Below are 24,199 nucleotides of genomic sequence, written 5' to 3' on the forward strand. Positions count from 1 at the left end.
GCTTGGGCGGCCTGCGGGTGGCCGCTGTCCAGACAGGCCCGGTCGGTAGTTGCACGTCTGTCCGGGTGCCATTCGCAGGAGGAGGGGGGCGGCAGCGTGCCGAGGTGCCAGGCCTGCGCCAGGATCAGCGCCACAGCAGCCACCAGCCAGGCGGGGCGGGGCGAGGGCATGAGTCGAGCACCTCTTCGCGCGCAGGTTGGGTGCCAATGCGGCAGAGCGCTGTCTTCCTTATTGAAGCTATTCCGCTGACTGCTTGCAGGTTGTTAGATTTATATGCAAAATATCTAACAAATGGAGGTCCTTCATGACCACTGCTAAAGCCATACGCGAACACATTGCCGCACACCCTGCTGGCGAACCCTTTACTCCAGCCCTGTTCGCTGGGCTGGGGTCGCGTGCGGCCATCGATCAGGCCCTGATGAGGCTCACCAAGGCCGGCCAGATCGAGCGCATCGGCCATGGCCTGTACAGCGTGCCCAGGATCGGGCGCTTCGGAGTGAAGGCCATGCCTGCACCCGAGAAGGTGGCGCAGACGCTCGCGGCGAGCGAGGGCGCGACCATCGAGGTGCATGGCGCTGAGGCAGCACGGCGGCTCGGCTTTTCGACGCAGGTACCGGCGCAGCCGGTGTTCTATACCTCGGGGTCGTCGCACACGGTTCGCTTGGGCAAGCTGGTCGTACGTCTGCAGCATGTGGCACCGCGTAAGCTGGCACTGGCGGGTCGTCCGGCGGGACTGGCGCTGTCCGCGTTGTGGTACCTGGGGCGGCACCAGGTCACCCCGGCCACCTTCCGGCGTATCGCCGAGAAGCTGCCGGGCGGCGAGTTCGAGGCCCTGCGTAAGGCGAAGACTGTGATGCCGGCCTGGATGATCGCTGCGCTGATCGGCTACGAGCGTGGCGAGGTTGCGTATGGCCGATAGCCCCGAGCGTTATTTCGAGCTTCCCCTGGCAGAGCAGGCTGAACTGCTGAACGGCCTGGCACCCGTGCTGGGGCGGCGTGCCGAAATCCTGGAGAAGGACATTTGGTTGTGCCAGGCGCTGGGAATTCTGTTCAGCCTGCCGTGCCGCAAGCCGATGGCTTTCAAGGGGGGCACGTCGCTGTCCAAGGTCTACCAGGCCATCGAGCGCTTTTCCGAGGACATTGACGTCACGATTGATTACCGCAGCCTGGTTGATGACGTGCCCGAGCTGGCGACGCTCGGCAGCAACCAGCGCCGGCGTTTGTCCGACACGCTCAAGGCGGCGCTGGCGGAGCATGTGAGCCGCGAACTGGTGCCGGCGTTGCGCGAGGCGCTGGCGCAGGGCGTGCCAGGGTGGGAGATCACCATCGAGGTCAGCGAGGATGGGGAGAAGCTTTGGCTCTACTACCCGAGCGCCGTGGAAAACACGGATGCCTATCTGCGTCCGAGCGTGCTGATCGAATTCGGCGGCCGCAACGCCACCTTGCCGCAGAACACGCTAACCATCGTGCCGGACATGGCCACGTATGTACCGGAGTTGGTGTTCCCGAGCGCTGAAGTTGCCGTGCTGTCACCCATGCGCACCTTTTGGGAGAAGGCCACGCTGATCCATGTCGAGTGCCACCGCCCGGAGATACGCACAGGTGCCGAGCGGCTGTCGCGGCACTGGTACGATCTGGCACGGTTGGCAGACCATGACGTCGGCCGCCAGGCCGTGCCCGACACCGAGCTGCTGCGGGACGTGCTGAACATCAAGGAGACGTTCTACCGCAGCGGCTACAGCCACTATGGCCGTTGCATGACGGGCGGGCTGAGGCTGGTGCCGGAACCGGCGCTGCTCAACGCCTTGCGGGAGGACTACCAGGCGATGCTGGCCGCACAGATGTTCTACGGTGAGACGCTGCCCTTCGATCGCATCGTCGAGCGCCTGTCCTCCCTGGAGCAGGAGATCAACCGAGGGCAATGAGCGCTGGTTGTCCTGCCCATGAGAGACCCTGGCCAGCCAAAGCTTCAACTCAGATGGTTGTGGATGAGCTGGTGTTGCAGGGTGGGCAGCGCCCGCATCGGGCTTGCGGTGAGGGCGAACTGCTCGTCATTGAACCATGTCAGCTCGGCGCGCTGGCCATCGAGCTGCAGGCGCGCTTCGCGGAAAGTTCGCACCTGCCGCGTTTCGCCATCGCTGAGCCGCGGGCGCAGCGTGGTAACGGACTGATCGGTGACCCAGAGCCATTCGTGGGCGGGCTCCGGTCTGTCGTCCTGTCGATCGAGAAGTTTGATCTCGACCAGATGGCCCTGCGGCGACGTGAAGAGCTGTACGACCTCGTAGGACAAAGGCATTGCGATAGGTCGGCTTCGATGGAGTGGGTGCATGTTGCCAGATATGGGGGCCTTGTTCATGGTGGCGTTCCTCAGTGGGTGGCCCAGTCCAGCGACAGTGGAGTGATACCGCGCGCCCGGTCGATGACTTCAGCGATTTTGAGGGCGGCATCCAGCTCGCTGATGCCGTACTCCTGCATGAGTTGGTGACGTTCGGCTTTCTCTTCGGGTTCGGTCTGTGCCAACGCAAGATACAAGCTGGGTGGCACTGCGCGGAACAGCAGTTCTGTGCTGCGCGACAGAATCACGCCTTCCGAGAATTTTCCAGATTCCTTGCGCGCCGAGAGCATCAAGGCTTTCTGTGCCGGGGTGAGTTCGCGGAAGCGGGCGATTTTCTCCACTTCGTCCGGCGGCATGCTCAAACACAACCACCACTCCATCATGTTCAACATCGGTTCGGCGGCCTTGGGCAGGTCGTCCAGGTTCTGCGTCGCCAGCCAGAACCATGCGCCCAATTTCCGCCACATCTTGGTGATCTTCACCACGTAGGGCGCGAGCAGAGGGTTCTTGGTGATGATGTGTCCCTCGTCCGTCACGTTGATGATCGGGCGACCCAGGAACTGGTCGCGCTCGGCGATGTTGTTGACCGTATTGATCAGCGAGATGTAGGCGATGGAGAGCTGGGCGTTATAGCCCTCGCGGGCGTAGGTGGCGAGATCGACGATGGTGATGTCGGCTTCGGGCCACGGCGTGCCCGGCCGGTCGAACATCTCGCCATCGCTGCCTTGGCAGAACATGTCCATCGCATCGGCCATTTCCAGTAGACGCATACGCCGGCTCTCGGGCAGGGTCGTGTCGCGGCCGCGCTCGTGTAACGCATTGCGCACGTCGCGCGTGAGTACTGCGCGCTGCTCGGTCACGCAATGCTGGGCGGCGTCGAGGATGCACTGGCGGATCAGGCTGCGATCCGCGCGCGTCATGCGCGCTTCTTCCTTGTCTTCCCCGCCGGTGATCATTAGCCGCGCAGTAATTTCCAGCTCGCCGAGCACGTCGCGCTGCTCGTCGCCGTCTGCCGCCGCGTCGTCTTCGTCTTCGTCCAGCGCATCGGCGTCGAGCGTCTGTACCTGGCTGGGTGTTTCCACCAGCCGGTGCGCATCGGCGAACGGGGCGAGGCTGACTCCGCCCCCGGGGGCGAGTTTCACGCGATTGACGGTGAGCCCCAGGCGCGCGGCGAAGTCGCCGTACAAGCCAAACGAGTTTCCCGCTTCGACGATGAATAGCCGTGGCCGATAAATGGCGGTGACCTGGTTGAGCAGGTTGTTGAGGGTCGCGCTCTTGCCGGAGCCGGTCGGCCCCGCGAGGAACAGGTGCGCGTTCATCTGCCGATCGAGGCGGTTCAGCGGATCGAAGGTGATGGTGCCGCCACCGCGGTTGAACAAGGTGATACCCGGGTGGCCCGTGCCCTGGCTGCGCCCCCACAACGGTGCCAGATTGGCGGCGTGCTGGGCGAACATCAGTTGCGTGTACCACTGGCGTGGGTCTTTCGCCGGGTCGTAGACGCAGGGCAACCAGCGCAGGTACGTATTGAGCGGTGCGACCTCATCTTCTTCGCGCACCGGCTGCAGTCCGGCACCGAGCAGCACGTTGCCGAGTTGCAGGCCGCGGGCCTCCAGCTCCGCCGTGTCGCGGCCGCGCAGGTAGAAGGTGAGTGCCCCCTGGTGCAGCTTGTGGGCGCTGCCGATCAGGCCACGGGCCTGTTGCACATCGGCGCGGGTCTGTTCCGAGGCCAGGGTGTCGCCCACGGCCTTGCGGCCGAGGTGGTTGAGGTGTGCTTCGAGCACATCCTGCGGGGTGATGACCAGCGTCAGGCACTGAATCGTGTCCTCCGGCAGTTGGTCGAACAGGGCGTTGATCGCGTCGCCCTTGCGGGTTTCGCCGGTGACGTGGCCGGTCGACGGCGGTGTGCGCAGGCGATCGACGGCGATCGCGCGGTGCGGCATCCCGTCGAAGTACCACAAGCCCTGAGCGGCATCCGAGCGCGGCTGGCCGAAGAACAAGCGCTGGCTGAAATCCCTGCCGCTGGCCAGCTCGATCTCGCCGGGCTCCTGTTCGTCCGGGTAGCGGGTCAGTGCATAGAACCGCTCGCGGTCTTCGGCGGCGGGGCCGAGCAGGGTTGGATTGGGATTGAACCAGCGCAGCAACCAGGCGTGGATGTCTGCCGCGCCAAGGCGTTGGGCGCGCACGCCGGCATGGGCCAGCCCGCCGACGAGGCGGTCGCAGACCCGGTTGAGGGCCTGCTCGGGCGTCTGCCCGCGGCGCTGCGGTGCCTGGCCGACACGACGGTAGACGACCATCCGCGTGCGCCGCACCTGGCCGCGCCAGGGCAGGCGGGTGACGGTGCTGTCCTCGAACAGCCCACCTGGCTTGGCGATGGCCTGCAGGTGGTGGGCGAAGAAGCGCAGGTAGAACTCGGTGAAGGCGGTACCCTGGGCGCGGGGCTGGATGTAGCCGCGCAGCTCATCCAGGTAGCGATCCCAACTGGTGTCGTCCTGGGCATAGAGCTGCACGACCCAGGGGTTGTCCTCCAGTTCGTCGAATGAGTCCTGCAGCACGTTCTCCAGGGTGTCGCGGACCTGAAGCAGCCAGTCGGGTTCACGTCCCTCGGTCCCGACCGGGAGCAGCTCATACAAGGCCGCCACCGAGGTGCCGTCATCCAGCAACACGCACCCCGATTCGGGCAGGTATTCCACCCACGGTAGCAGGTCGGTAAAAGAGGGAGCGACGTCGTAACACGCCTGCTCGTCAGCCTGGGTTGCGGGCCGGTGCCGGGTATGTGTGGTGCCGGGCTCGGCAATGCCGTGGGCGCGCAGCGCCTCGACGTGACGACTCCAGGCATCAGCAGGCGGACCCGGTGCCTCGGTCTGCGGCCGGCGCTTGAACAGGGGCCAGGCCATCAGTAGTCCTCCACCCGTTCGCCAGGCAGTGCGTACTGCACCCGCTGATACAGGGGGAACACTGTGGTGTAACCGGGCACCGGCACCGGGTCGCTGCCGGCCAGGTGCGGGAACACATACATCAGCAGATCGGGGTTCGGCAGCCGGTGAAACTGCCGGTGGATTTCGTTGGCCGCCGTGCGGGTGTAGCGCGCCTGCACACCCGGCGTGGCCTGCACGTCGGCCTCGGTCAGCGGCCGGCGCAGGGCCTGGCGCGCATCGAGCAACTGCCGGGCCGCCGGACCGCCGCCCGCGCTGCCACTGGTTTCGACGTTCCAGATGTCGAGCATGGTCCTGTCGTCGTGTGGCAACAGATCCTCCTTACTGGTGGCGCAACCACCCAGCACGAGCGCGATGCCGAGCAACGCCAGGCCGTCAGTCCAGATCTTGCACATGGGGCAGTCCTCCAAGGCGGTGATCGACCCGGCGACCTTTCGGGTCGTAGTCGATGGTCAAGGGTTCTTCGAGATGTACGGCCACCTTGGCACCGGGCTTGACGTAGACCGCCGCGAACGCTTGGCCGTACAGCTTATTGACCCAGGCGGACATGTCCTGCACGCCACCGGCGAGGATGCGGCCCATGGCTTCGTTCGCGCCGATGCCCACGGTGCCGACAGAGCCGTCGCTGCTCATGTAGGAGACCTGGCCGCTGTCGGAGTCGATCAACGACGCGACGCCGGCACCGGCGGCGGTGATCAGCGCCTGGGTGCCGAGGTACTGCTGGGCATTGCTGCGCCGTTGGCCGCTGACGCAGGGGATGCCGTGCGGGTCGCTGATCCAGCCCAGGCCGTCCTGCGTGTTGTTGCCGTTGTTGTTCTGTTGGCGGTTTGCACCGCGTTGGCCGTCTTCTGGAATGGTACGGATGGTGCCGTCCTCGAAGACGAATGTGACGCTGCGGATCTGTCCGCGTACGCAGGAGAGGGTCCAGTCACCGGACGCCGTGCCGCTGACGACGGCACCGGTCACGTCGGGAATGTCGATGCCGTTCGCCGTGAGGTTGTCCCGCCCGATCAGGACTTTGAAGGGGTAGGGATCGTTGACGGTTCCGTCGATCGGCACGCGGCCGATCAGTGCCGTCATGGCGATAGAGCCCATCAGCGTGGCGTTGCTCGGCACGGTGTAGACGGCCGTCGTCTCCGGTACGCCCGCCGCGCGGCGGCCGGAATCGACGACTGAGGCAGCTGTGGTTTCGAGGGTCTTCTGTGCCGGCCCGAAGCGGGTCGGGAAGCTGGGGTCGCCGGCATTGCCGGAGGTGCGCTGCTGGCCGTCGTCGCGCCGGTCGTCCGGCTCGATCCAGCGCAGCGCGTCGCCACCCAGGCCGTCGCCCGGTTCAAGGCCCAGGCCCACCGGCAGGTCGGCGGGGTCATCCTTGCCAATGCTGTCGAGGCGCTGCTGCAATTGCTGCAGCAGGCCTTGGGTTTGCTGTCGCTCGCTGGCGACCTGTTCGCGGTCCTGGTGCAACTGGTTGCGCTCGGTTTCGAGTGCGCTCTGGATGCGCCGGTCGATGGCACCTTCGCGTTGCCGCAGGCGCTGGTTTTCTTCGCGCTGGGTCTTGTTGTCGCTCAGCGCGGTCTGCAGCTCGGTGCGCAGTTGGCGGACCTGGGCGACTAAGGTCGCCACGGTGTCGCGCGGGGTGTCGCCCTCGATGCCGAGCGCTTTGGCTTCATCGGGCGTGAGCCGGACCGCTTCCTCCGGCGCCATGAGCGCGTCGCTGCTGCCGGAGAACAGCCTGACACCGACGAACAGCAACAAGAGCGCCAGCGGGATCATCAACCACTTGAGCAGGCCGTTACTGTGCATTGCGGCCTCCATCGTCGAAGCCGGGTGCTTGCGGCACCGGCAGGTTGAGTGACGCATCGACCGGTGCAAGGGTCGGCAGCAGGGCCTGCACCAGCCCGTGCCCACGGGTGACCAGGTAGACGACGGTGGTGTCGTCCGGCGTGCCGCGCGGCCCCAGGGTCGAATGCTGGAAGGTCGCGGTGAGGAAGTGGCCCTGCAGCGCGCGCGGATCGAGGTCGATCCAGTGCGAGGCGGTGTTGCGCAGGCGCACGGCGCTGACCCACAGGCTGTCCAGACGCCATGCCGCGAGCGCTTGGGCCTGCACCGGAAGCGTCGGCAGCAGGGTGTCCAGCGGGAGGTCACGGCGCAGAGTGGCGCGTGTGACACCCGACACGGGTTCGACGGTGCGCAGCGGTGCGTAGAGGTTCTGCGCCGCGTAGCGGGTCAGGACGACGGGCTGCGGTGTCTCGCGCACGGGCTGGGCAGCCGCGGCGCTGTCGTTGCCTGCTTCGCTTGCATCAGTGCGTGCGGCGGGTGATGCGGTCTCGATGATGCGCACCGGCTCCAGGGGCGGCTGGCCCTCTTGAGCGGGCTCGGCGGCGATGTCGAGCAGGAGCACGGTGCCGGTATCGGCGTCCTGCAGTTGCAGCCGTACCGGCTCGATTGGTTCGCTCGCCAGCAGGTAGAGGGCACCGGCGGCGCTCTGCACGCGCAGGCGGTTGCCAACCGATGCGGGTACGCCCACGCGGATGTTGCGCTCGACGAACACGATGCGTTCCTGGCCGATCACGAGCGGTACGGTAAGCGGTAGGCGTTCCCAGCGCAGGATCTCCACCGCTTGTGCGATGGGCGTTGCCAGCATGGCCAGCGCGCCCAGCCAGGTGAGAGCTCGATGTTTCATGGCGTTTCTCCTTGCTGCCCCAGGCCGCTGCGGGCGGGTGTCTCCGGTGCGGGAGTGGCGATGCGCTGTGGGGCTCCCTCGTAGCAGTCGAGCGCGAGACCGAACGGGTTGTGCGCCGGGTCGACATCCACGCTCACGACTTTGATCGGGTAGCGCACCAGCGCCCGCTTGACCTGTTCCGAACTGTGGTACTCGTCCGCGCTGAGGTCGAGCGTCACCACCCAGTCCCGATCAGACAGGATCCGCACCCGTGCGCTGGGGTTATCGCCGTAGCCGCGACCCGGAATCTCGTAGATGCCGCGCACCCGCTGACGCAGTTCGCCGGTGTTGCGGCGGTAGTCGTAGTCGGCCTGCAGGAAGGCGCGGCAGGCCGGGGTGATGTACGGAGAGAGCGCATGCAGGTTGCGCGCGTAGTCCTCTTCGCCGTTGGTGGGCCAGCGGTTGAGCTGCTGGAACACATAGAAGGTGAAGGCGTAAACGCTCTCGGGCGGCACGTCCCACCACTTGCGCGTACTGCCGGAGCGCAGGTCCGGCGGTACATGGATGGTCAGGTCGCGCGGCGCGTTCCACCAGCCGACACCCATGACCAGCGCCAGCACGGCGAGCACGACAGCCCCGATGCGCAGGGTCTTGATGTGGGCTTCGAGCCGCAGCACCTCGTTCTTGAACCGGCTCACAGCGCTTTGCTCCTGCGTGTGCTCCAGCAGCCGGAGCGAATCACCAGCCTGTGACCGCCGCTGAAGGGGGCGAGGAGCGGCAGATGAACGGCGATCCCCCACTGCAACTGCCGGTACAGCCAGGTTTCGGGGCGGCCACGCTTGAGCCGGCGCAGCGTACCGCCACCGATGAAAATGCCAGCGGCGACCGTCAGCAGGATGGTCGTGGGGACGATGGCTATAGTCGCGAACAGGACGGCCAGAGGAATTCCGGTGGCGAGGCCGATCACACCTGACGAGCCAGCGCAGACCCACAGTTCATTCGCCGTCAGCCCGCGAACCACCACCGGGTGACGGTTGAGACGGTGGGGCAGGAATGCCACCGTCCCGTCCGGGCGGATGTCTTCAGTCATGCCGGCATCCTCGGTTCAGAGAACGCCGATGGCTTCGGTCAGCAGCCAGATGCCGACGACCAGCAGGACTGCGCCAACGGCCACGGTCAGGCCGAACTGGCCCCAGGTCGAGCGACCGATGTGGATTTCGGCATAACGGGTGTAGGCGTGGTAGCACACGCCGACGAACATCGAGGCCACCACCAGCAGCGCAATGAGCATCACGATGTCGTAGCCGTAGTTCTGCAGCGTTTGCATGATGCCCGTGCCAGTGCCGCGCGATGGGCTTTCCAGGGTGGGCAGGGCGGCATGGGCGCGTGGTCCCAGTACGCCGAGCATCGACAGCGTGACCCGGTGGGCGAAGCGGTGGGGGCGCAAGACAGGGTAGAGCGGCTGCATGATGGCGACCTCTTACGAGAGCAGGAAAAAGGTCAGCGCCAGGTACAGCACGACAAAGCGCACCACGACGACCAGGAACTGACGTTGGGAAAGCTGTTCATCTGCCCAGCCGACGTAGGCCGAGCGCATCGCCCAGACACCCCACACGAGCAGCACGGCGAACACCGCACCGATCAGCACGACGGACACATCGGACGGGGTGACGCCGCTGTTGGCCTGGAAGGCGGCGGTCTGCGCGGCGTTCATGGCGCGGCGTCCGCTTCAGGAGGCGGGGTTACGCTCTGGCGGTAGTCGCCGAGCAGCACGGCGGGGTCACGCGGTTGGGCACGCGATGGGCTCAGGTAGTCGCGGATGCCGGCGCGCATGCGTTCGAGGTCGGCGGCGAGGCGGGCGTAGTCGAAGTGGTAGCGGGCACGTTCGTCGTGCGGTTGCGCGGCTTGCTGAGCGACGAGCCGTTCGATGCTGTCGAGCTGACGCAGTGCGGCGACGAGTCGGGCGTGCTCGGGCGTGGAGTCGTCGGCGCAGGCGTGGCCGGAAACATGCAGGCCGAGCAGCAGTGCCAGGATCAGACCGGGCGCGGGGTGCCTGTTGGCTGGTGAGAGAAGTCGCATCGACATTTGCCAATCCACGATGTGCGAGGAATGGCGAAATGTTCTTCATGTATTGAGGTTGATGCCGCAATGAATGCGGGATTGGTCATGATCGGCTTGTTGGCTACGCAGGCGTGGAGATGTCGGTGGCTGTGCTCGATCACGACGAGCCACGAACGGATCATGCCGGGACAGGGGTGAACGGCTGGGGTAGGTTGGCACTCAATGCGGATTGGGGTATGTGAGTAATTTTTGTTTTTGTGCCTTTTGGGCTACATTATTGCCTTTATAGAATAATTTTGATGCCTGGGGGCTACAGTGACAACGCTTTCTGACGTCTCCGAGATGCTCAAAACCGCTCGCCGGGAGGCCGACCTGAGCCAGGAAGAACTCGCTCAGCGGGCCGGCGTTGCACGTTCTACGGTAGCCCGTATGGAGACCCTGGCCAAGGGTGATATGAGCGTATCGATCCTGGTTCGCTTGCTCGAAGCGGCTGGCTACGACCTGAAGCTCGTGAGACCCGGCCATGTACGCACGGTAGAGGACATCCTGGCCGAACAACGCCGAGGTGATGCCTCATGAGGCTTGACGTGCAGGTCGGCGGCAAGACGACGGCCCAGCTCTATCGTGAGCGTGACGAGTACGTCCTGAAGTACCTTCCCGGCACCGATCCAGCCGATTTCGTCAGCCTGACCATGCCGGTGCGCGAGGAACCCTGGCGCTGGCCGCGCGACCTGCATCCCTTCTTCCGCCAGAACCTGCCCGAAGGCTACCTGCTCGGCATCATTCGAGAGGAGTTCGGTCCGCTGCTCGATGGCACCGATCTGTCGTTGCTGGCCGTGGTCGGGGGCATGGGTATCGGACGGGTCACGCTCACGCCCGAAGGCGGCAAGCCGGGGGCCGATATGGAACCGCTGCAGGTCGAGCGCCTGCTGACAGCCGATAACACCACCGAGCACTTCGCCGCGCTGGTGCGCCGCTACGCGCGCGCGTCGATCTCGGGCGTGGTGCCCAAATTCATCGCGCCACAAGACGCTCTGTCTGGCGTGACCGATCCGCTGGGTAAACCCACGCTGCGCACCAGCCATCACATTATCAAGGGCTCGGACGACAGTACGCCCTATCTCGGTTTCAACGAGTTCTACAGCATGCGTGTGCTGGAGCGGCTCAATGTCGTGCCGGTTGCCAAGACGCGCATGTCTGACGACGGTCGTGTGCTGGTGGTCGAGCGCTTCGACGTCGATGAGCGCGGCGTTCCCACCCACGGGCTCGAAGACGCTTGTGGTCTGCTGGGTTTGCCGCCGCACGAGAAGTACGCGACCACCACCGAGAAGATCCTCAATGCCACGCGCGCCTATCTGCCGGCAGCGCAGGTACGTGCGCAATTGGAGCAGCTCGGCTGGCACCTGCTGATCAACTACGTGGTACGCAATGCCGACTGTCATGCAAAGAACATCGCGTTGTACTACACCTCGCTGACTGACGTGGGCTACACACCTGTCTACGATATCGTGACGACACAGGCTTACCCGCGTTACGCGAACAACCCTCCGGGTCTGCCCATCGACGGCCGCCAGACCTGGGCGGCGGGGAAGACGCTGGAGCGATTCTTCAATGCGCGGTTGGGCATCGCACCACGGCGCTATGCCGAGATGATCGAGCGCCTGTGCGAATCGGCCGTGATCGTGGGTGAGGAGGTGATCGAGGCGGCCAGGAACGAGCCTCGCTGGCACACCGTTGCCAAGCAGATGGTGCATGCGTGGAACCAAGGCATGTCGTCACTGCGCGATCCCAAACGGGCGGTGCAATTCAGGGGGCTGGATGTTGCCATCGCGGCGGCAGGATTCTCCGACCCCGAGCCCGCAGAGAAGTCAGGTGTGACGATCGGACGGTCGGAGCTGCTGGCGCCACCGCGTCGTAAGCGCTAATCCTCTGTTCGACCTGTACCTCGGTCGGCAGCATGTGCAGTCCGCAGGGGGATTTCAAACACCGCCACGCACTGGTTGGCAATCAAAGATATTTTTTGAAGCTGGCCGCGGTGATGTTCACCGCCAGCCCGAGCAGCGCTGCGCTCGGCAGCAGCACCAGTAACGGATGCACGCTGATGGGCAAGGTGAGGTAGATGATCCACGGCAGGACGGCCAGTGGCATCAGGCTCGCTTTGGCGCGGTGGTAGACGAAGCCCGACTCGCGGCCCGCGCCGAACTTGCGAATGTCGCGCCGCACCAGGCCATCGACCAGCCCAACGAAGGCCGCCAGTACGAACAGCGGCAGCGTGAGCACCAGGACCAGCAACCGGACGATGAACGTCAGCGTCGTGAATGCGGCGGCGATCAGGTAGTTCTCGCTCCAGACGTAGACCTGGCTGATGTAGTAACGCAAGTCCCGGGCATGGCTATGGCTGGGTGCGCGGGCGCGCGCCGATGCCTGGCTCATCCAGTCGAGCAGCCCGCTCTTCACGAAGATCCATTCGTAGGTGCCCTCGACCAGTTGGTGCGCAGTTCGACCTGGTTCCTGCACCACGGCGCTACGGCTGAAGTGGTTGGAAAGGTGGTTCAGCTCGTAGTTGAGCATGCCTTGGGCGTGGTGCCAACCTTGCTCCGGCCAGAACAGGTGCATGCCGACGCACTCGATGATGATCGACAGCAGCAGCGAGCCGATCAGCACGCCGAGCATGCGCAGCGGCAGGCTGACTACACTCGCGAAAAAACCTTGTTGGCGGGTTTGCTCGCGCTGCGTGGTGGCGGCCGGCTCCCTCATGGCCGGGTCTCGCTGTCGGCGGTATTGTCCGTGTCGACCAGGTGGCGGAAGCCGTCGACAAGGTCGTCGGGCAGCGGCTGATCCTGCAGGCCTGGCAGGTCCTGGTTATCCCACCAGTCTCCGGCCTCGGCATAGTGCTGACGCATGTAGCCGGCGAGTTGCTGCAGGTCGTCGGGCATGATTTCGTCAGGGTCGGGGGCGGGCAGCGGCATGCGGATTTTCCAGAGCTGCCCGCCTTGCAGCAGCGCGAACGCCTGGCCTTTCGGCAGGCCGACCACGTGCGCGGGCTCGATCATCGGCACGCTGGCGGTGCTGATGCGATCCTGCGCGTTGGAGGTGAAGTCGGTCGGGCCCTGGATGTCGGAGCTGTCGGTTGCTCCGCTGACCAGTGTCGTGGTGTAGACGTCCACTTTCGGCAGCTGGCGGGTGAGCAGTTCCGCGGTCGCGGTCTCGCGCACCCTCAGCATGAACAGGTTGTTGAAGTTGCCAATGACCTGGCCCGCTTTCGCGCGGTTGCCGACGCGAGCTTCGATGTCGCTGAGCGTCTGGGTGTAGGCCGTGACTTGTAGCCCGGCCCCGCCGCCCTTGTTGACCAGCGGCACGAATTCGTCACCCATCAGTTCATTGAACTCGTCGGCGTGGACGTTGATCGGGACTCTGGCTCCCGCCAGCGAACCGGGCAGACCATCGTCGATGCCGAACTTGTAGATATGGCCGGCGACCGATACCAGGTCGGCGAACATCGAGTTGCCGACAGCCGCGGCGACCTCGGCATCCGAGAGCGCATCGAGACCGACATAGACCACTGCGCGTTTGCGGACGATCTGCATCCAATCGAAAATCGGCCGCGGGTCGGACAAGTCGGAGTAGTTCGGCGCGAGCAGTTGCGCGGTTTTGCCGGTGGTGAGTTTTTCCAGCAGTGGCAGCAAAGAGGCGACAATCTTGTCGAAGTACGTCCGGTCGTAGCGTACGGCGCTGCGCAGACCGTCGAGCACCGGGTCGTAGACGCGGACTTGAGACAGGTACTGCTCGAGCGCGACGACGCGCTTTTCCCTACCGATCATGTTGCGCGGGATGTTCTTGTCGTTCAGCCGGCCTTCGAGCTGGACGATGATTTCCCAGGCCTTCGGCTCGTGCTTGGCGAAGTACTGCTGCGCGTATTCGATGAACAGCGCGTCGATGTTGACGACATGCCGCTGGATCAGCAGATAGTCGGGCCGCTGCCCCAGCTCGACCAGGGCACGCGCGATGATGTTGACGAAGCGCCAGGCGAATTCCCGGAATGCGGCCGAGTTACCCTCACCCGAAAGCTGCCCCGCGATGCGCGTGGCCACCTCGCTGATTCGACCGAAGCGGCCCACCGCGTTGTAGCGCGAACTGATGTCCGGCCAGCCGAGGTGGAAGACGTAGAACTCGCCTTCGCGCCCGGCGCGCTTGGCCTCCACGTACATGCGTTTCAAGAGGTCCGCGTCGCCCTTCGGATCGAAGACGATCACCACCTCGTGCTCGCCTGCAGTGTTGCGTCGCCGAATGTCCTGGGTCACGAACAATTCGGCCAAGCGGGTCTTGCCGACCCGCGTCGCGCCCAGCACGAGCGAGTGCCCGACCCGTTCGCCGAGCGGCAGGCTCACGTCGACTTCGTTCGGTTCGATGCCGTGCAGTCGCGGCAGACCACCGACCGGCGGCAGCGGGCGCACCGGGTTGAGCGCGATGTCCCAGACGGTGAGCTTGGCCAGTTGCGACAGCGGAAACGGCGCGAACTCCAGCCGTTCCTCCAGGCGGCGCGCCAACTGGTAGGCAGGCGTGGGCTCGACATAGCGGCGGAATTCGGGCCTGAACGTTTGCGTCAGGCGGTGCGTGTGCCGTTGTTCCCAGCGAAAGCCTTTGCCGATGAACAACCGTTGCTGGCTGACCGGCACATCGCGGCTGGTCATCACGTAGCGCGGCAGTCGGCGGATATTGCGCCGGTAGCGCAGGATGACCATGGCATCACGCAGGCGGATCGCGCCGAAGGCGAGGAAGGCCAGTGCGCTGCCCAGGCCAATCGATGGGCTCAGCGCGAGCGACCAGGGTGCCGCCACGGACAGCAACGCGGCGGCGGCGCAGACCGCCACGGTGTACAGCTCCACCGCTGGTCGCAGCAGCACCTCGATCGCGTGGGGCTGGGCCATGGCCGGCGCCTCACTGTTCGATGCCGGTCGCCGTGATCAGCACCGGGTAGTGACGCAAGCCAAGGCGCTCGGCGAGGTCGTCGCCTGCAACCGGTGCCAGCGGCAGTCCGGGCACCAGCGCCCGTAGCGCGGCCAGGGCCTCGGCCGAGGCAACGTTGACCACCAGGCCTACCGCGTCGAGTTCGCGCAGGCGCAGTGCTCGCTGGCGCAGCCAGGCACGCGAGCGTTCGTCGTCGCCGACGAGAAAGAACGGCGGCAGTCCCGGCGCTTCGATCACCCGACGCGCCACATCGCCCGGCGACAGCCGCATCGAGCGCACCGGCAGCATGTCGGACTCGTTGAATACTTTGGCTGGCGGGCGCGGAATCTCGATGCGTGGCGATACCATGCTGCTACGAGGTTGCAGGTTCAGCGCTTCGTAGTACCGCAAGGCCGAGGTGCCGCCCCGTTCTGCGACGACAATCAACGTGTCGGCCTGAACAGTTACCGGCAGCCACGGCAGAGAGAGAAAGGCGGCGAGGGTGGGCAGGGATTTCATGGCAGGTTCCTTCGGGAGGTGATTTCCAACCGGGGTTTGCCCAGCACGCGGGCCAGGTGCTGGCCGACGCTGTGGCGGTAGCGCGCGGCCGGCGCACCGCCAGCGGGGCGGTGGTAACGGCCGATGGCGAGCAGCCAGTCGTCGCCTGGGGTGTGCTGCTCACGCAGGATTTCGGCGGCGATGGCCAGGTTGCGGTAGGGATCAAGCAGGTCGCAGGGCCGTGCGTAGCGCTGCGGGTGGTAGCCGAGATTGACCTGGCCGAGACCGGCGTCGATGCGGGTGGTGGGTGTGCGCCTGAGTGCCTGGCGCAGCCCTGCGCAGGCCTCGGCGCGGGTGGCGTAGCGCTGCGCTTTGCCGGCGACGTTAAGCGTCCACGGCCATGGCACCAGGCGGCCACGTAAGCGGATGCCGCTTTCCTGCAACGTGACGGCGTATAAGACGGTCGAGGGAATGCCGGCGTGCTGCGCGGCGACTTGATAGACCGGCGGTGGGATTTCCTGCGCCTGGGCGGTGCCGGCCAGTACGCAGGCCAGCAGCATGAGCACGGCTTGGCGCGACATTACGGCTGCCGCTGCCATTGGCCGCCGACCTGGCGCACGACCGCAGGCAGGTCGCCGGGCAGGCCCAGCGATAGCCAGCGTCCCGAGTCGTGATTGAGTGTGATCTGGCCGCCGCGAACCTTGGCCGGGTCGATGCCGATGCGCTGTGCCCAGGCACGGATATGGGCGTCATCGGCGCGGCTGCCAACGACGTAGATGTCGAATTCCATGCCGGCTGCCTGCAGTCGCAGCGTGGATTGATCGCAGGCGGGGCAGGCGTCCTTGACGAATACGGTGATCCGTCCGTTCGCTGCTGGCACAACCGGCGAGAATGCCGCCTCGGCGTCGGGCAGGATGACGCGGGGCATATCGGCGTGGAGCCGCTGCCAGGCGGCATCGTAAGCCCGCTGGTACGCGAGCAGCTTTTCGACGCGGCTGGCTTCGACCTCGACCTGCAGCTCAGCATAGCGGTGCCGTTCCTGGTCGGAGCGTGCCTCGATGCCCAACGCGGTGAGCGGATCGATGTTCGGCGAATAGACACCCAGGGGCCCTTGCATCAGATCCCGGTAGCGTGTCCATTCCTCGGCGCTCAGGCCCCAATCGCGCGCATGCTGTTCGTCACCGCGTTCGGTGACCACCGGCCGCTCGTGGCTGAGAATATTGTTGGTGGCGAGGTTTTCCGTACCCTGGGTGAGGCCGCTGGTCAGCAGGACAATCAGTGCGGGGACGATATGGCGCTGCCTCATTTGCCCCTCCTACTGCGCGGGAACGGGCAGGCGGCGGGTGTCGTCGCCGTGCCGGAACACGGCACTGCTCCACTCGGTGGTTTCGAGGCGCCAGCCGGCTTCCGCCTCTCCGGGACGCAGCAAACGAACCTGCGAGAGCTCGCTCGAGGCGGATGGCAGAATCGCGAGGAACCGCTCTCCGGCGCGCAGCTCGACACCGATCACCCGGAATGGCGACTTGGCGGCTTTCGGTTTGGCGGGGGCGGCACCTCGTGGTCGGGTCGTGGCCGCTGGCGTCGGGCGAGGCGCGCTGAGCCGCATTTCCAGCTGCTCGATGCGGGCTTGCAGCGGCAGCAGGTTTTCCGCTGTCGGGCGGCTGCCGAGTGCCTGCTCAATCGTGTTCAGCCGCTGCTCCAACACCTGCTGCTCGACCTCATAGCGCGTCTGGGGTAGTGCTGCCGGTTGCTGCTGGGTTTGCTCGACCTGCTGGACCAGTTCGGCCAGCCGCTTTTCCAGCACGGCGACCTGCAGGCCGGGCGCGCTGGTTTCGACCTGTGCTGCCAGACCAGACAGCGCTACGTGATCGATCACGACGGCGGTGCTGATGAGCAGCAGCCAGGTGATCGCGGCGACGCGCATCAGCGTGCTGTGCCGGTGTTGCCCACTACCTGGCATCGTCGTCATGGCTGGGGCTCCTCCACGGCAGGGAAGGGGCCTTCCAGGGGAGCGGTATCCGCGGTGGCGGGCGTCGGTTCGGCAGGCGTGTTGAGGGGCTGGTTGAAGCAGACGCGGCGCGTGGCGTGATCGACGTGCAGTGTCCGCGCCGGCCCGGCCAGGATCAGCAGGGCATCGCGCAGTTGCAGCGGACCGAGGTGGTAGTGCGCTGCCGGCAGCGGGAGGCTGTTCAGCGCATCGGTTTCACGTCCGTTGCAGAGCTGGTAGCCGGAGCGCTGCAACACATGGCGCAGCGCGTCGGCCACGTTCGCGTTGAGGGTGTCGGGAATGGACACGTCGACTACCTGCAACAGCAGATCCTGCTGGGCGGCCGTCGGGGTCAGTTCGACAAGGGTGTAGCGGCCGTAGCGGACGACCGGAATGTACTCCGGTGCCGGAGCTGCCACCTCATCGGGGGCGGGAGGTGGTGGGGGCGTTGCGCAGCCGGCCGCCAGTACGGCCAGCAGTAGGCAACTGCAGTAGGAAAGGGCGGCGTGCATGGCTCGGCTCTCTGCAAGGTCGAGCCGACACCATCGCCATCCTGCGAGGCTATATCAGCAAACAAAGGGAATTGCTGTGTTGCCGATTTCCTTCAGTTCACACCGGCCAATCGCAATGATCTACATGGCTAAACACAAAGTGCGTCCTTATGTACCGGAAAGAAACGACTAGGCGCGACGTCTCCACAATCAGCGTGCGACAGGGGGTAAGTGGAAGGTTTTATGGCATTTTGCTACCTTGCTTGGGTGCGTGGTCAAGAGAGAGTGAAATGGAATTACTGAATGAGATTCTGGAATGGTCCCAGGGACTGGAGGAATGGCAGCGCGACGCCCTCCGCCGTGTCTTCATTGACGGAAATGTTTCCCCAGCGGAAGTTCAAAAACTGATTGATCTTGTCAAAGAAAAGCATGGTTGTGGCCCGCAGACCGATGCACGTCCGATCCCCCTCAACGCGGGCCATCTCCCCGCGGTGGCTGGAAGTGGCAGCGTTCGACTGCTTTATCTGGAGAACATGCAGAACGTCAACCGCTTCCCTCAAGGTCGACGACTGGAACTGATGCCCGATAGGCTGAACATACTGTTCGGCGAGAATGGTGCAGGCAAGTCGGGTTTCGCCCGTGTTTTGAAGAACATCTGCCGTGCGCGCCATCGAACGGCGGTTCTTCCAAACGCATTCGATGGCACGAAACCTCGACCAATTCCATCGGCCAGTATGGTCTTTTTGGAGGACGGCAATCCAAGGCAGGTTGAATGGGTACAAGGTCAAGACGTTGATTCAGCCTTGGCCAAGGTGGCTGTTTATGACAGCGCCTGTGGTAGTGACTATCTGGCAAAAGAAGGTGCGAGTGAATATCAGCCATACGGCCTACCGCAGCTGAACCGCTTCATTGCGGTACAGCGTGAAATCCAAGCCCAGATTGGTCGAGACCGCGATGCAATCCGCTTGGACAAGACAGCCTTTAATGACCTTCTGGGCAATCACGAAGTCGGGGCCATCGTTGCACAGCTAGGCTCTGGCAGTGATGGAGATCGATTAAAACAGCTCGCTACGGTAACTGAAGGGGAGGCCCAGCGACTTGTCGATCTCAATGGGATTCTCGCCACTATGGACCCCGAGCCTGAAGCCAAAAGAGCCGAGCAGCTAGCTCAGCGACTGGAAACATCTTCCATTACCGCGCGAGCCGCTCAACGCTATGTCACAGATGCAGCCCTAGACGAAGTAAAGAACCGCCACGACCGTCTTCTGAAAGCCCGGGAAGCTTGGAGCTTGGCACAGCAACAACTCCACCATCGAAAAAATGGGCAGGAAGCGGAGCTTCTTACAGGAACGGGCAACGATGCATGGAAATTGCTGTTTGAGGCAGCAGCCAAGTTCTCAACGGAGCATGCTTACGTTGGACATGATCACCCCTATCTTGGCGATGACGCCAAGTGCGTTCTTTGTCAAACGTCGCTGGAGCAGGATACGAAGGCGCGCCTGAGAGGATTCTCGGAATACATTGCCAACGAAGCCTCGCGCAACGTACAGAGCGCCGCCGAATTCATGGATGACACCATGAAGAAAATTGCAGAGGCCAATTTCGTCCCGCTTGATCAAATCACGGCACAACAGTTGAACGAAATTGATCCAGTGTTGGCCTTGTTCGCTGCGACGTCAGTCTGCCAATGGAATGCTCGGCGTGATTGGGCACAGCAGGCGGTTCACACTGGAATCTGGGACGCCCCGCGTCCGGCCCTCCCAGAGGGGGAAACTTTGGACGTTCGACTTTCCGGGAAAGTACAACAGTTGCGAGTCCGCGCCCAAGAATTCCGAAAGGCTCTGGACCAAGAAGCCAAGAAGCAATTGGAAAAGGAGAGGACTGAACTTCAGGCACGGGAACGATTGTCTGGGCGGATTCAGGAGGTGCTTAAGTATGTCGGCGATGCGCAAGCCCACAAAAAGCTATCGGACTGCTACGCATCTTTAGACAGCCGAGGCTTGTCTAGAAAAGCTACCGCCTTTGCAACCAAGCATGTGACCAACGCATTGGCCGACAGCATGAATGAAGAGTTACGTGCGCTAGGATTCAGAGGTCGAGTAGAAGCGCTCATTTCTGGCCGCACGAATGCTGATGCCGGCCAAACCATGGTCACATTGAAGCTAAAGGACTGTGAAAACGGGGCACATCTGGTGCTTTCGGAGGGCGAGCAACGAGTGATGGGATTAGCCATTTTCCTGGCTGAGTCGCGCTTGCAAGGTCATGCCTCTACCATCGTGTTTGATGATCCCACCACGTCGCTGGATCATCACCATCGCCGGAGTATTGCGAACCGCTTGACTCAACTCGCAAAAGAACGGCAGCTCATCATTTTTACGCACGATGCGGTCTTTCTGGGCGACTTGGGCCGAACCATAATTAAAGCTCAACAGCCAGCTCACTACCTCACGATAGGCTGGGATGGGAAGTATCCAGGTCATGTGAAGGAAGGCATGACGTGGGAAACGGCGGACTGGAAAGCTCGCTTGGATGAGGTAGGAGGGGCTGCTAAAGAGATTCAGGCTGAAGCGGGAGACTACCTGAGCGAAGCGCTGAAAAACCGTACGAAGGATTGCTACACGAAGCTAAGAGGAACTATCGAGCGAGCGGTTCGTGAGGTGTATATGAACGAAACCATCCTCCCATTCTCGGATGAGGTGTCCGTCAATAGCTATGGCGCAGTGTTCTATCAGTCGCAAGAGGAATGGGAGCAACTCATGGATATCTACGACAGGTGTTGCGAGGCGACGGATGCTCACGACACCAACGGTGAGCATCAGCTCCCGATCCCTGAACCAGACCAGTTGATCAAAGACGTTGAATCAACCACAGCATTGGTCCAATTCGCCAAGAAAGCGAAGGGGAAATTCGAAAACGAGCGAGGCCAGAAGCGCAGGGCAGCAAAAAAAGTGTTCGTAAACACAGAGGCATAGTTGCAATAACGGAGATAAGACTTGGATCTTTACACGAAAAATGGAAAGCCCCTCCAAGTGTCAAGCAACACAGTTTATAGCCGCTCTGGAAAGGTAGTGGGTCGCATTAAAGGCGAAAAGGTCTATGGCATTGACGGGCGCTATGTGGGAACTATCATCGGTGATCGCCTTGTGTACCGCTCCACGCATAGCGCTGGAGTCAGCTCTCCCTTTGCATCAGCAGGCCGTGCCGGAACGGCAAAAGCTCAACGAGCTGGGTCAGCTATATGGGGCAATGAGCCTGATATACCAGACTAAAGCAACGCACAAAAACGGCCCGCTAGGGGCCGTGGACTGGGGGGGAGGGATTCTTGCCCCTGTGGAGAGGCCGTGATGATAGGAGGCCGGCAGCCCGATAGGCCGCCGGCATACGCAGGTAGATCAGGCCGCAACGAGCTGCCGTGCCAGTGCTACCTCCACCGAGTCGCCATCCTGATTCAGGACGTCGAGCCCGGATTCAGGCACGTCTCCCGACGTGCTCTGTGCCACCATGATCTTCCTGGCCATCAGCTCCAGGCAGGTCATCTGCGAGGTGGCCGCGTAGCCCAGGTAGATCACCTTGACCGGCTGCTTTTGACCGATACGCCATGAGCGCCGCGCGGCCTGTTGCAACGAGTACACGTGGTAGCCCGACTGAAGGAGCACGATCGTCGGGAACTCCAACAGGTCCAGCCCAGTCTTGACCGGCTCGGAATTGGTGATGGGCACGTTGATGCCGCGGTCCAGCTGCTCGGCGATCCAGCCCCCACGGCGAGAGGCCTCTTCATCGAGCGGATCGACGTCCTGGAGGCGAAGCCGCGTGTTTCGTAGCGGCTCAGCTTGTCGAGGCCTGAGAGTGTCATTCCATCCAGGTTGGCGCGGATCTCGAACCGCATGCCGCCGCCGGTGGGGTAGGCCTTCGGGTAGATGTACCGGATGACGAACTCCCCGTCGTACTTGCCTTCGGGGTATTGCTCCAGTTCTGCATCCTTCACCTCGAACACACCGAGGTGCGTGGTGAGGCGGCCGACCGTGAACGGGCCGTTGCGGCCGCGAATCGTGCGCAGCGTGAGCTGGCCCGGAACTATGATGGGTGAGGCTGCCCTGGGGGCTACCGTGGAATCCATGGTGTTTCTCCTTGTGTGGATGGGATGAAGAAAGGCGACCACCTGGTCAGGAACCAGGTGGCGTGCCGTTGATGGAACGAGGAAGCGGCGTCAGGCCTTGAGTTGGCGCATGCCTTCGGCAAGCATCCACAGCGCGCGGTTGAGCCGCAGGTTCTGGTCGATCCCCTGGACCGGCCGGGTACGTTGGCGTCGACCCTGGGCGCTGCGTCCGTTCAAACCTCCTTTGATGAGATTTTCCTGGATGCGATTGAACGTGGACCACAGGTCGCCGCCCCGGTCGTCGAAGCGTCGGGGCGTCAGCACCTGAGCCTCGGTGATCGGCGTCACCTTGTCGGGCGCGTCGTACTTGAGCGCCAGTGCAGAGCGGGCCAACACTTCCTGCTCGCCCTCGTCCAGGGTGATGATGCGCATGGTGTTGCGGGACTCCTGAATCCGCTCGAAGCCTTTCAGGACTTCGTAGGCACCTTCGATCACCTGGTGCGCGACGTTGCCTTTGTGGGGCACGCGCACGTCGGCCAGGGTGTCACCGCAGACCAGTCCGTTGTGGCAGACGAACCTGAACATGCCGGCGAGCATTTGGTAACTGCTGGTGCCGTCGTGCGAGTTCAGCAAGATGATTTCATTCGCTTCGTCGCCGTTGATCTGGCTGGCGTGGCGAAGACGCAGCATGTGCTTGGTGTATTCGCGGCGGTCCTCATGGCGCACGCGGGTCTGGCACACCATGAAGGGTAGGAATCCTTCGCTGCGCAGCTCGGCGAGCACGGAGGCGGTGGGGATGTAGCTGTAACGCTCGGATCGGCTTTCATGCGGGGTTTCCGCGAAGATTGACGGGACCACCGAGCGAATCTGATCGTCCGACAGGGGACGGTCCGCGCGCAGTATCGGAGAACGGGGTGCAAAACGAGATGCGAGTTGCATGGCTGACTCCTTGAACAATGCGGCAATCGGCGCGTGGAGGCGGGCAGCCCGGCACGGGTGATTGCATGGGATGAAAAGCCCCGCGAGCGGGGCGGGGTGGAAAACAGCTCGATCGCATGCCACCGACACCGAGGTGCCGGGGCATGGACGAGGGATGAAGGACAAGGCCCAGGACGGGCCTCGCGGGCTAGAACGAAGCCGCCAGAGCGGGCTCCTCGACAGGTGATTGCTCGGGTTCGCTGGATTGCGGCCCCTCGTTTTCGTCCTCGGCGGCAACCGTTTCTTCGGGCGCAGGTGCGTCTTCGGTGACGGGTGCCTCGGACTTCAGCGGGTAGACCTGCTCGCCATCGACCTTGACCAGGCCGATGTGGATGAGCTTGGACTCCAGCGTGGCAGCCGCTTCACCGGCCTTCTCGCCTTTGGTGCGTAGGTACGGATCGGCCCGCATGTCGTTGAGCTTGAAGGCGATCAGCACCTTCTTCTCGGCTTCGACGGCCTGGACGCAGCGACGCACCAGGTGCTGGGCATCCGTGTTGGTGACGATGGTCTCGATGTAGCGGTAGTCCGGATCATCGACTGGCCCGGCCAGCGCACCGATGGAGCACGCCAGGAACGGATCACCATCCTTAGGCGTGACGTCCTTGGGACGATTCAGGTAGCCGATCCCGTGGGTGATCAGCTCATGCTGTTCGACTTGTGCCAGCTCGGCGCGGTCGATCAACTCGGCCTTCAGCAGACGGGCCTTGAGACTGGCAGCGGCCTTGCCTTTGTGCTCGCCGCTGGGACGGATGAACGGATCGACCCAGAGGTCGCCCAGGCGGAACCGCACCAGCGGGCGATGCTTGGGATCATCGACACCGATGTAGTTCTGGACCAGTTTCTTGGCTTCGGCCCCGGAGACCTTCACGTCGAAGTAGCGCAGAACCGGGTCCTTGGCAGGGCCGACCAGCGCGGCGATGGTGCAGGCGAGGAAGGGTTGCGCCTTGCGGCCGCCATTCACCGGAACCTCACGGGCACGCTGGATGTAGCCGATGCCGGAGGTGTGGATATCGAAGTACGACTTCTGGTTGGAAGCAGTGTGGGTCATGGTGAATCTCCATTGACTTGAGAACAAGAAAGCGAAGACACACCGACCCAAGGCGGGGAGGTGCGTAACCCCGCGGTGGGTTGAGGAACATCTGCATCCACCATCGGCAAGCCGGTAGTTGTTCGCGCGAGGGATGCGGTGCGAACGGGGTCGGTCACACGGGGGA

The 24,199-nt window shown here is 63.7% G+C and carries 25 protein-coding genes and 2 pseudogenes; 6 read left to right on the forward strand and 21 right to left on the reverse strand.

The annotated features are described in order from the left end of the window. Positions 1–304: 304 nt before the first annotated feature. Entirely contained in the window at positions 305–919 is a 615-nt protein-coding gene (locus PG5_RS19780) for a DUF6088 family protein (RefSeq protein ID WP_020798888.1), read from the forward strand. Further along, positions 894–1,925, forward strand: a complete 1,032-nt coding sequence (locus PG5_RS19785; RefSeq protein ID WP_256228423.1) for a nucleotidyl transferase AbiEii/AbiGii toxin family protein — start codon at positions 894–896, stop codon at positions 1,923–1,925. Before PG5_RS19780 ends, PG5_RS19785 begins: the two co-directional genes overlap by 26 nt. A 44-nt stretch (positions 1,926–1,969) precedes the next feature. Here PG5_RS19785 and PG5_RS19790 read toward each other — a convergent pair whose 3' ends face one another. From PG5_RS19790 to PG5_RS19835, 10 genes are all read right to left on the reverse strand, one after another. After that, positions 1,970–2,356 carry a hypothetical protein gene (locus PG5_RS19790; protein WP_238706177.1) on the reverse strand — a complete coding sequence of 129 codons (387 nt, stop codon included), beginning with the start codon at positions 2,354–2,356 and terminating at the stop codon, positions 1,970–1,972. Between the two features lie 11 nt (positions 2,357–2,367). After that, on the reverse strand, positions 2,368–5,229 hold the full coding sequence (locus PG5_RS19795) for a conjugative transfer ATPase (protein ID WP_020798891.1): 2,862 nt from the start codon (positions 5,227–5,229) through the stop codon (positions 2,368–2,370). Beyond that, positions 5,229–5,663, reverse strand: a complete 435-nt coding sequence (locus PG5_RS19800) for a TIGR03751 family conjugal transfer lipoprotein (RefSeq protein ID WP_020798892.1) — start codon at positions 5,661–5,663, stop codon at positions 5,229–5,231. The genes PG5_RS19795 and PG5_RS19800 overlap by 1 nt, the downstream gene beginning before the upstream one ends. Next, positions 5,644–7,068, reverse strand: a complete 1,425-nt coding sequence (locus PG5_RS19805) for a TIGR03752 family integrating conjugative element protein (protein WP_020798893.1) — start codon at positions 7,066–7,068, stop codon at positions 5,644–5,646. Before PG5_RS19805 ends, PG5_RS19800 begins: the two co-directional genes overlap by 20 nt. Beyond that, the gene (locus PG5_RS19810; RefSeq protein WP_020798894.1) at positions 7,058–7,948 is read right to left on the reverse strand and encodes a TIGR03749 family integrating conjugative element protein; all 891 of its coding nucleotides are present in this window, start codon (positions 7,946–7,948) and stop codon (positions 7,058–7,060) included. Before PG5_RS19810 ends, PG5_RS19805 begins: the two co-directional genes overlap by 11 nt. Next, positions 7,945–8,625, reverse strand: a complete 681-nt coding sequence (locus PG5_RS19815) for a PFL_4703 family integrating conjugative element protein (protein WP_020798895.1) — start codon at positions 8,623–8,625, stop codon at positions 7,945–7,947. Before PG5_RS19815 ends, PG5_RS19810 begins: the two co-directional genes overlap by 4 nt. After that, positions 8,622–9,017 (reverse strand): TIGR03750 family conjugal transfer protein, encoded by a 396-nt coding sequence (locus PG5_RS19820; RefSeq protein WP_020798896.1) that lies wholly within the window; start codon positions 9,015–9,017, stop codon positions 8,622–8,624. Before PG5_RS19820 ends, PG5_RS19815 begins: the two co-directional genes overlap by 4 nt. Positions 9,018–9,032: 15 nt before the next feature. Beyond that, positions 9,033–9,335, reverse strand: a complete 303-nt coding sequence (locus PG5_RS19825) for a TIGR03745 family integrating conjugative element membrane protein (protein WP_238706179.1) — start codon at positions 9,333–9,335, stop codon at positions 9,033–9,035. A gap of 72 nt (positions 9,336–9,407) precedes the next feature. Beyond that, positions 9,408–9,641, reverse strand: coding sequence for a TIGR03758 family integrating conjugative element protein (locus tag PG5_RS19830; protein WP_020798898.1), 234 nt, complete (start codon positions 9,639–9,641; stop codon positions 9,408–9,410). Next, positions 9,638–10,012: an RAQPRD family integrative conjugative element protein gene (locus PG5_RS19835; RefSeq protein WP_020798899.1), complete on the reverse strand. Its 375-nt coding sequence runs from the start codon at positions 10,010–10,012 to the stop codon at positions 9,638–9,640. Before PG5_RS19835 ends, PG5_RS19830 begins: the two co-directional genes overlap by 4 nt. A 291-nt stretch (positions 10,013–10,303) precedes the next feature. On the opposite strand from PG5_RS19835, the gene PG5_RS19840 reads away from it, so the two are divergent. Together PG5_RS19840 and PG5_RS19845 are read left to right on the forward strand one after the other, a co-directional pair. Then, positions 10,304–10,567, forward strand: coding sequence for a helix-turn-helix transcriptional regulator (locus tag PG5_RS19840; protein WP_042955529.1), 264 nt, complete (start codon positions 10,304–10,306; stop codon positions 10,565–10,567). Next, entirely contained in the window at positions 10,564–11,913 is a 1,350-nt protein-coding gene (locus tag PG5_RS19845; RefSeq protein ID WP_020798901.1) for a type II toxin-antitoxin system HipA family toxin, read from the forward strand. Before PG5_RS19840 ends, PG5_RS19845 begins: the two co-directional genes overlap by 4 nt. An 82-nt stretch (positions 11,914–11,995) precedes the next feature. Here the strand turns inward: PG5_RS19845 and PG5_RS19850 are convergent, their stop codons facing one another. Genes PG5_RS19850 through PG5_RS19880 form a run of 7 tightly spaced genes read right to left on the reverse strand, consistent with a single transcriptional unit; the run spans position 11,996 to position 17,932 of the window. Next, on the reverse strand, positions 11,996–12,745 hold the full coding sequence (locus PG5_RS19850) for a TIGR03747 family integrating conjugative element membrane protein (protein WP_020798902.1): 750 nt from the start codon (positions 12,743–12,745) through the stop codon (positions 11,996–11,998). Further along, a complete protein-coding gene (gene traD, locus PG5_RS19855; RefSeq protein WP_020798903.1) occupies positions 12,742–14,916 on the reverse strand; it encodes a type IV conjugative transfer system coupling protein TraD in 2,175 nt (724 codons plus the stop codon). The genes PG5_RS19850 and traD overlap by 4 nt, the downstream gene beginning before the upstream one ends. Before the next feature lie 10 nt (positions 14,917–14,926). Then, entirely contained in the window at positions 14,927–15,454 is a 528-nt protein-coding gene (locus tag PG5_RS19860) for an integrating conjugative element protein (RefSeq protein ID WP_020798904.1), read from the reverse strand. After that, positions 15,451–16,032, reverse strand: coding sequence for a lytic transglycosylase (locus tag PG5_RS19865; RefSeq protein WP_077748604.1), 582 nt, complete (start codon positions 16,030–16,032; stop codon positions 15,451–15,453). Before PG5_RS19865 ends, PG5_RS19860 begins: the two co-directional genes overlap by 4 nt. Further along, positions 16,014–16,739, reverse strand: coding sequence for a TIGR03759 family integrating conjugative element protein (locus tag PG5_RS19870; RefSeq protein WP_020798906.1), 726 nt, complete (start codon positions 16,737–16,739; stop codon positions 16,014–16,016). Before PG5_RS19870 ends, PG5_RS19865 begins: the two co-directional genes overlap by 19 nt. Before the next feature lie 9 nt (positions 16,740–16,748). Further along, positions 16,749–17,402, reverse strand: a complete 654-nt coding sequence (locus PG5_RS19875) for a hypothetical protein (RefSeq protein WP_020798907.1) — start codon at positions 17,400–17,402, stop codon at positions 16,749–16,751. Further along, a complete protein-coding gene (locus tag PG5_RS19880) occupies positions 17,399–17,932 on the reverse strand; it encodes a PilL N-terminal domain-containing protein (protein ID WP_042955530.1) in 534 nt (177 codons plus the stop codon). Before PG5_RS19880 ends, PG5_RS19875 begins: the two co-directional genes overlap by 4 nt. A 269-nt stretch (positions 17,933–18,201) precedes the next feature. On the opposite strand from PG5_RS19880, the gene PG5_RS19885 reads away from it, so the two are divergent. Both PG5_RS19885 and PG5_RS35385 read left to right on the forward strand, forming a co-directional pair. Then, positions 18,202–20,883: an AAA family ATPase gene (locus PG5_RS19885; RefSeq protein ID WP_042955531.1), complete on the forward strand. Its 2,682-nt coding sequence runs from the start codon at positions 18,202–18,204 to the stop codon at positions 20,881–20,883. Positions 20,884–20,904: 21 nt separating this feature from the next. Then, positions 20,905–21,180 (forward strand): 4-fold beta flower protein, encoded by a 276-nt coding sequence (locus tag PG5_RS35385; RefSeq protein ID WP_077748605.1) that lies wholly within the window; start codon positions 20,905–20,907, stop codon positions 21,178–21,180. A 123-nt stretch (positions 21,181–21,303) separates the two neighbouring features. On the opposite strand, the pseudogene PG5_RS34965 reads toward PG5_RS35385, so the two are convergent. From PG5_RS34965 to PG5_RS19905, 4 genes and pseudogenes are all read right to left on the reverse strand, one after another. Continuing rightward, a pseudogene (locus PG5_RS34965) lies at positions 21,304–21,684 on the reverse strand (DEAD/DEAH box helicase); the annotation flags it as partial. Next, positions 21,682–22,028 (reverse strand): annotated as a pseudogene (locus tag PG5_RS34970) (DUF3275 family protein); the annotation flags it as partial. The pseudogenes PG5_RS34970 and PG5_RS34965, both read right to left, overlap by 3 nt. Positions 22,029–22,118: 90 nt before the next feature. After that, positions 22,119–22,946, reverse strand: a complete 828-nt coding sequence (locus tag PG5_RS19900) for a DUF932 domain-containing protein (RefSeq protein WP_042955534.1) — start codon at positions 22,944–22,946, stop codon at positions 22,119–22,121. A 187-nt stretch (positions 22,947–23,133) separates the two neighbouring features. Continuing rightward, the gene (locus PG5_RS19905; RefSeq protein ID WP_020798912.1) at positions 23,134–24,033 is read right to left on the reverse strand and encodes a DUF3577 domain-containing protein; all 900 of its coding nucleotides are present in this window, start codon (positions 24,031–24,033) and stop codon (positions 23,134–23,136) included. Positions 24,034–24,199 lie beyond the last annotated feature (166 nt).

The sequence above is a fragment of the Pseudomonas sp. G5(2012) genome, from assembly GCF_000408945.1.
In the GTDB taxonomy this organism is placed as follows: Bacteria; Pseudomonadota; Gammaproteobacteria; order Pseudomonadales; family Pseudomonadaceae; genus Aquipseudomonas; species Aquipseudomonas umsongensis.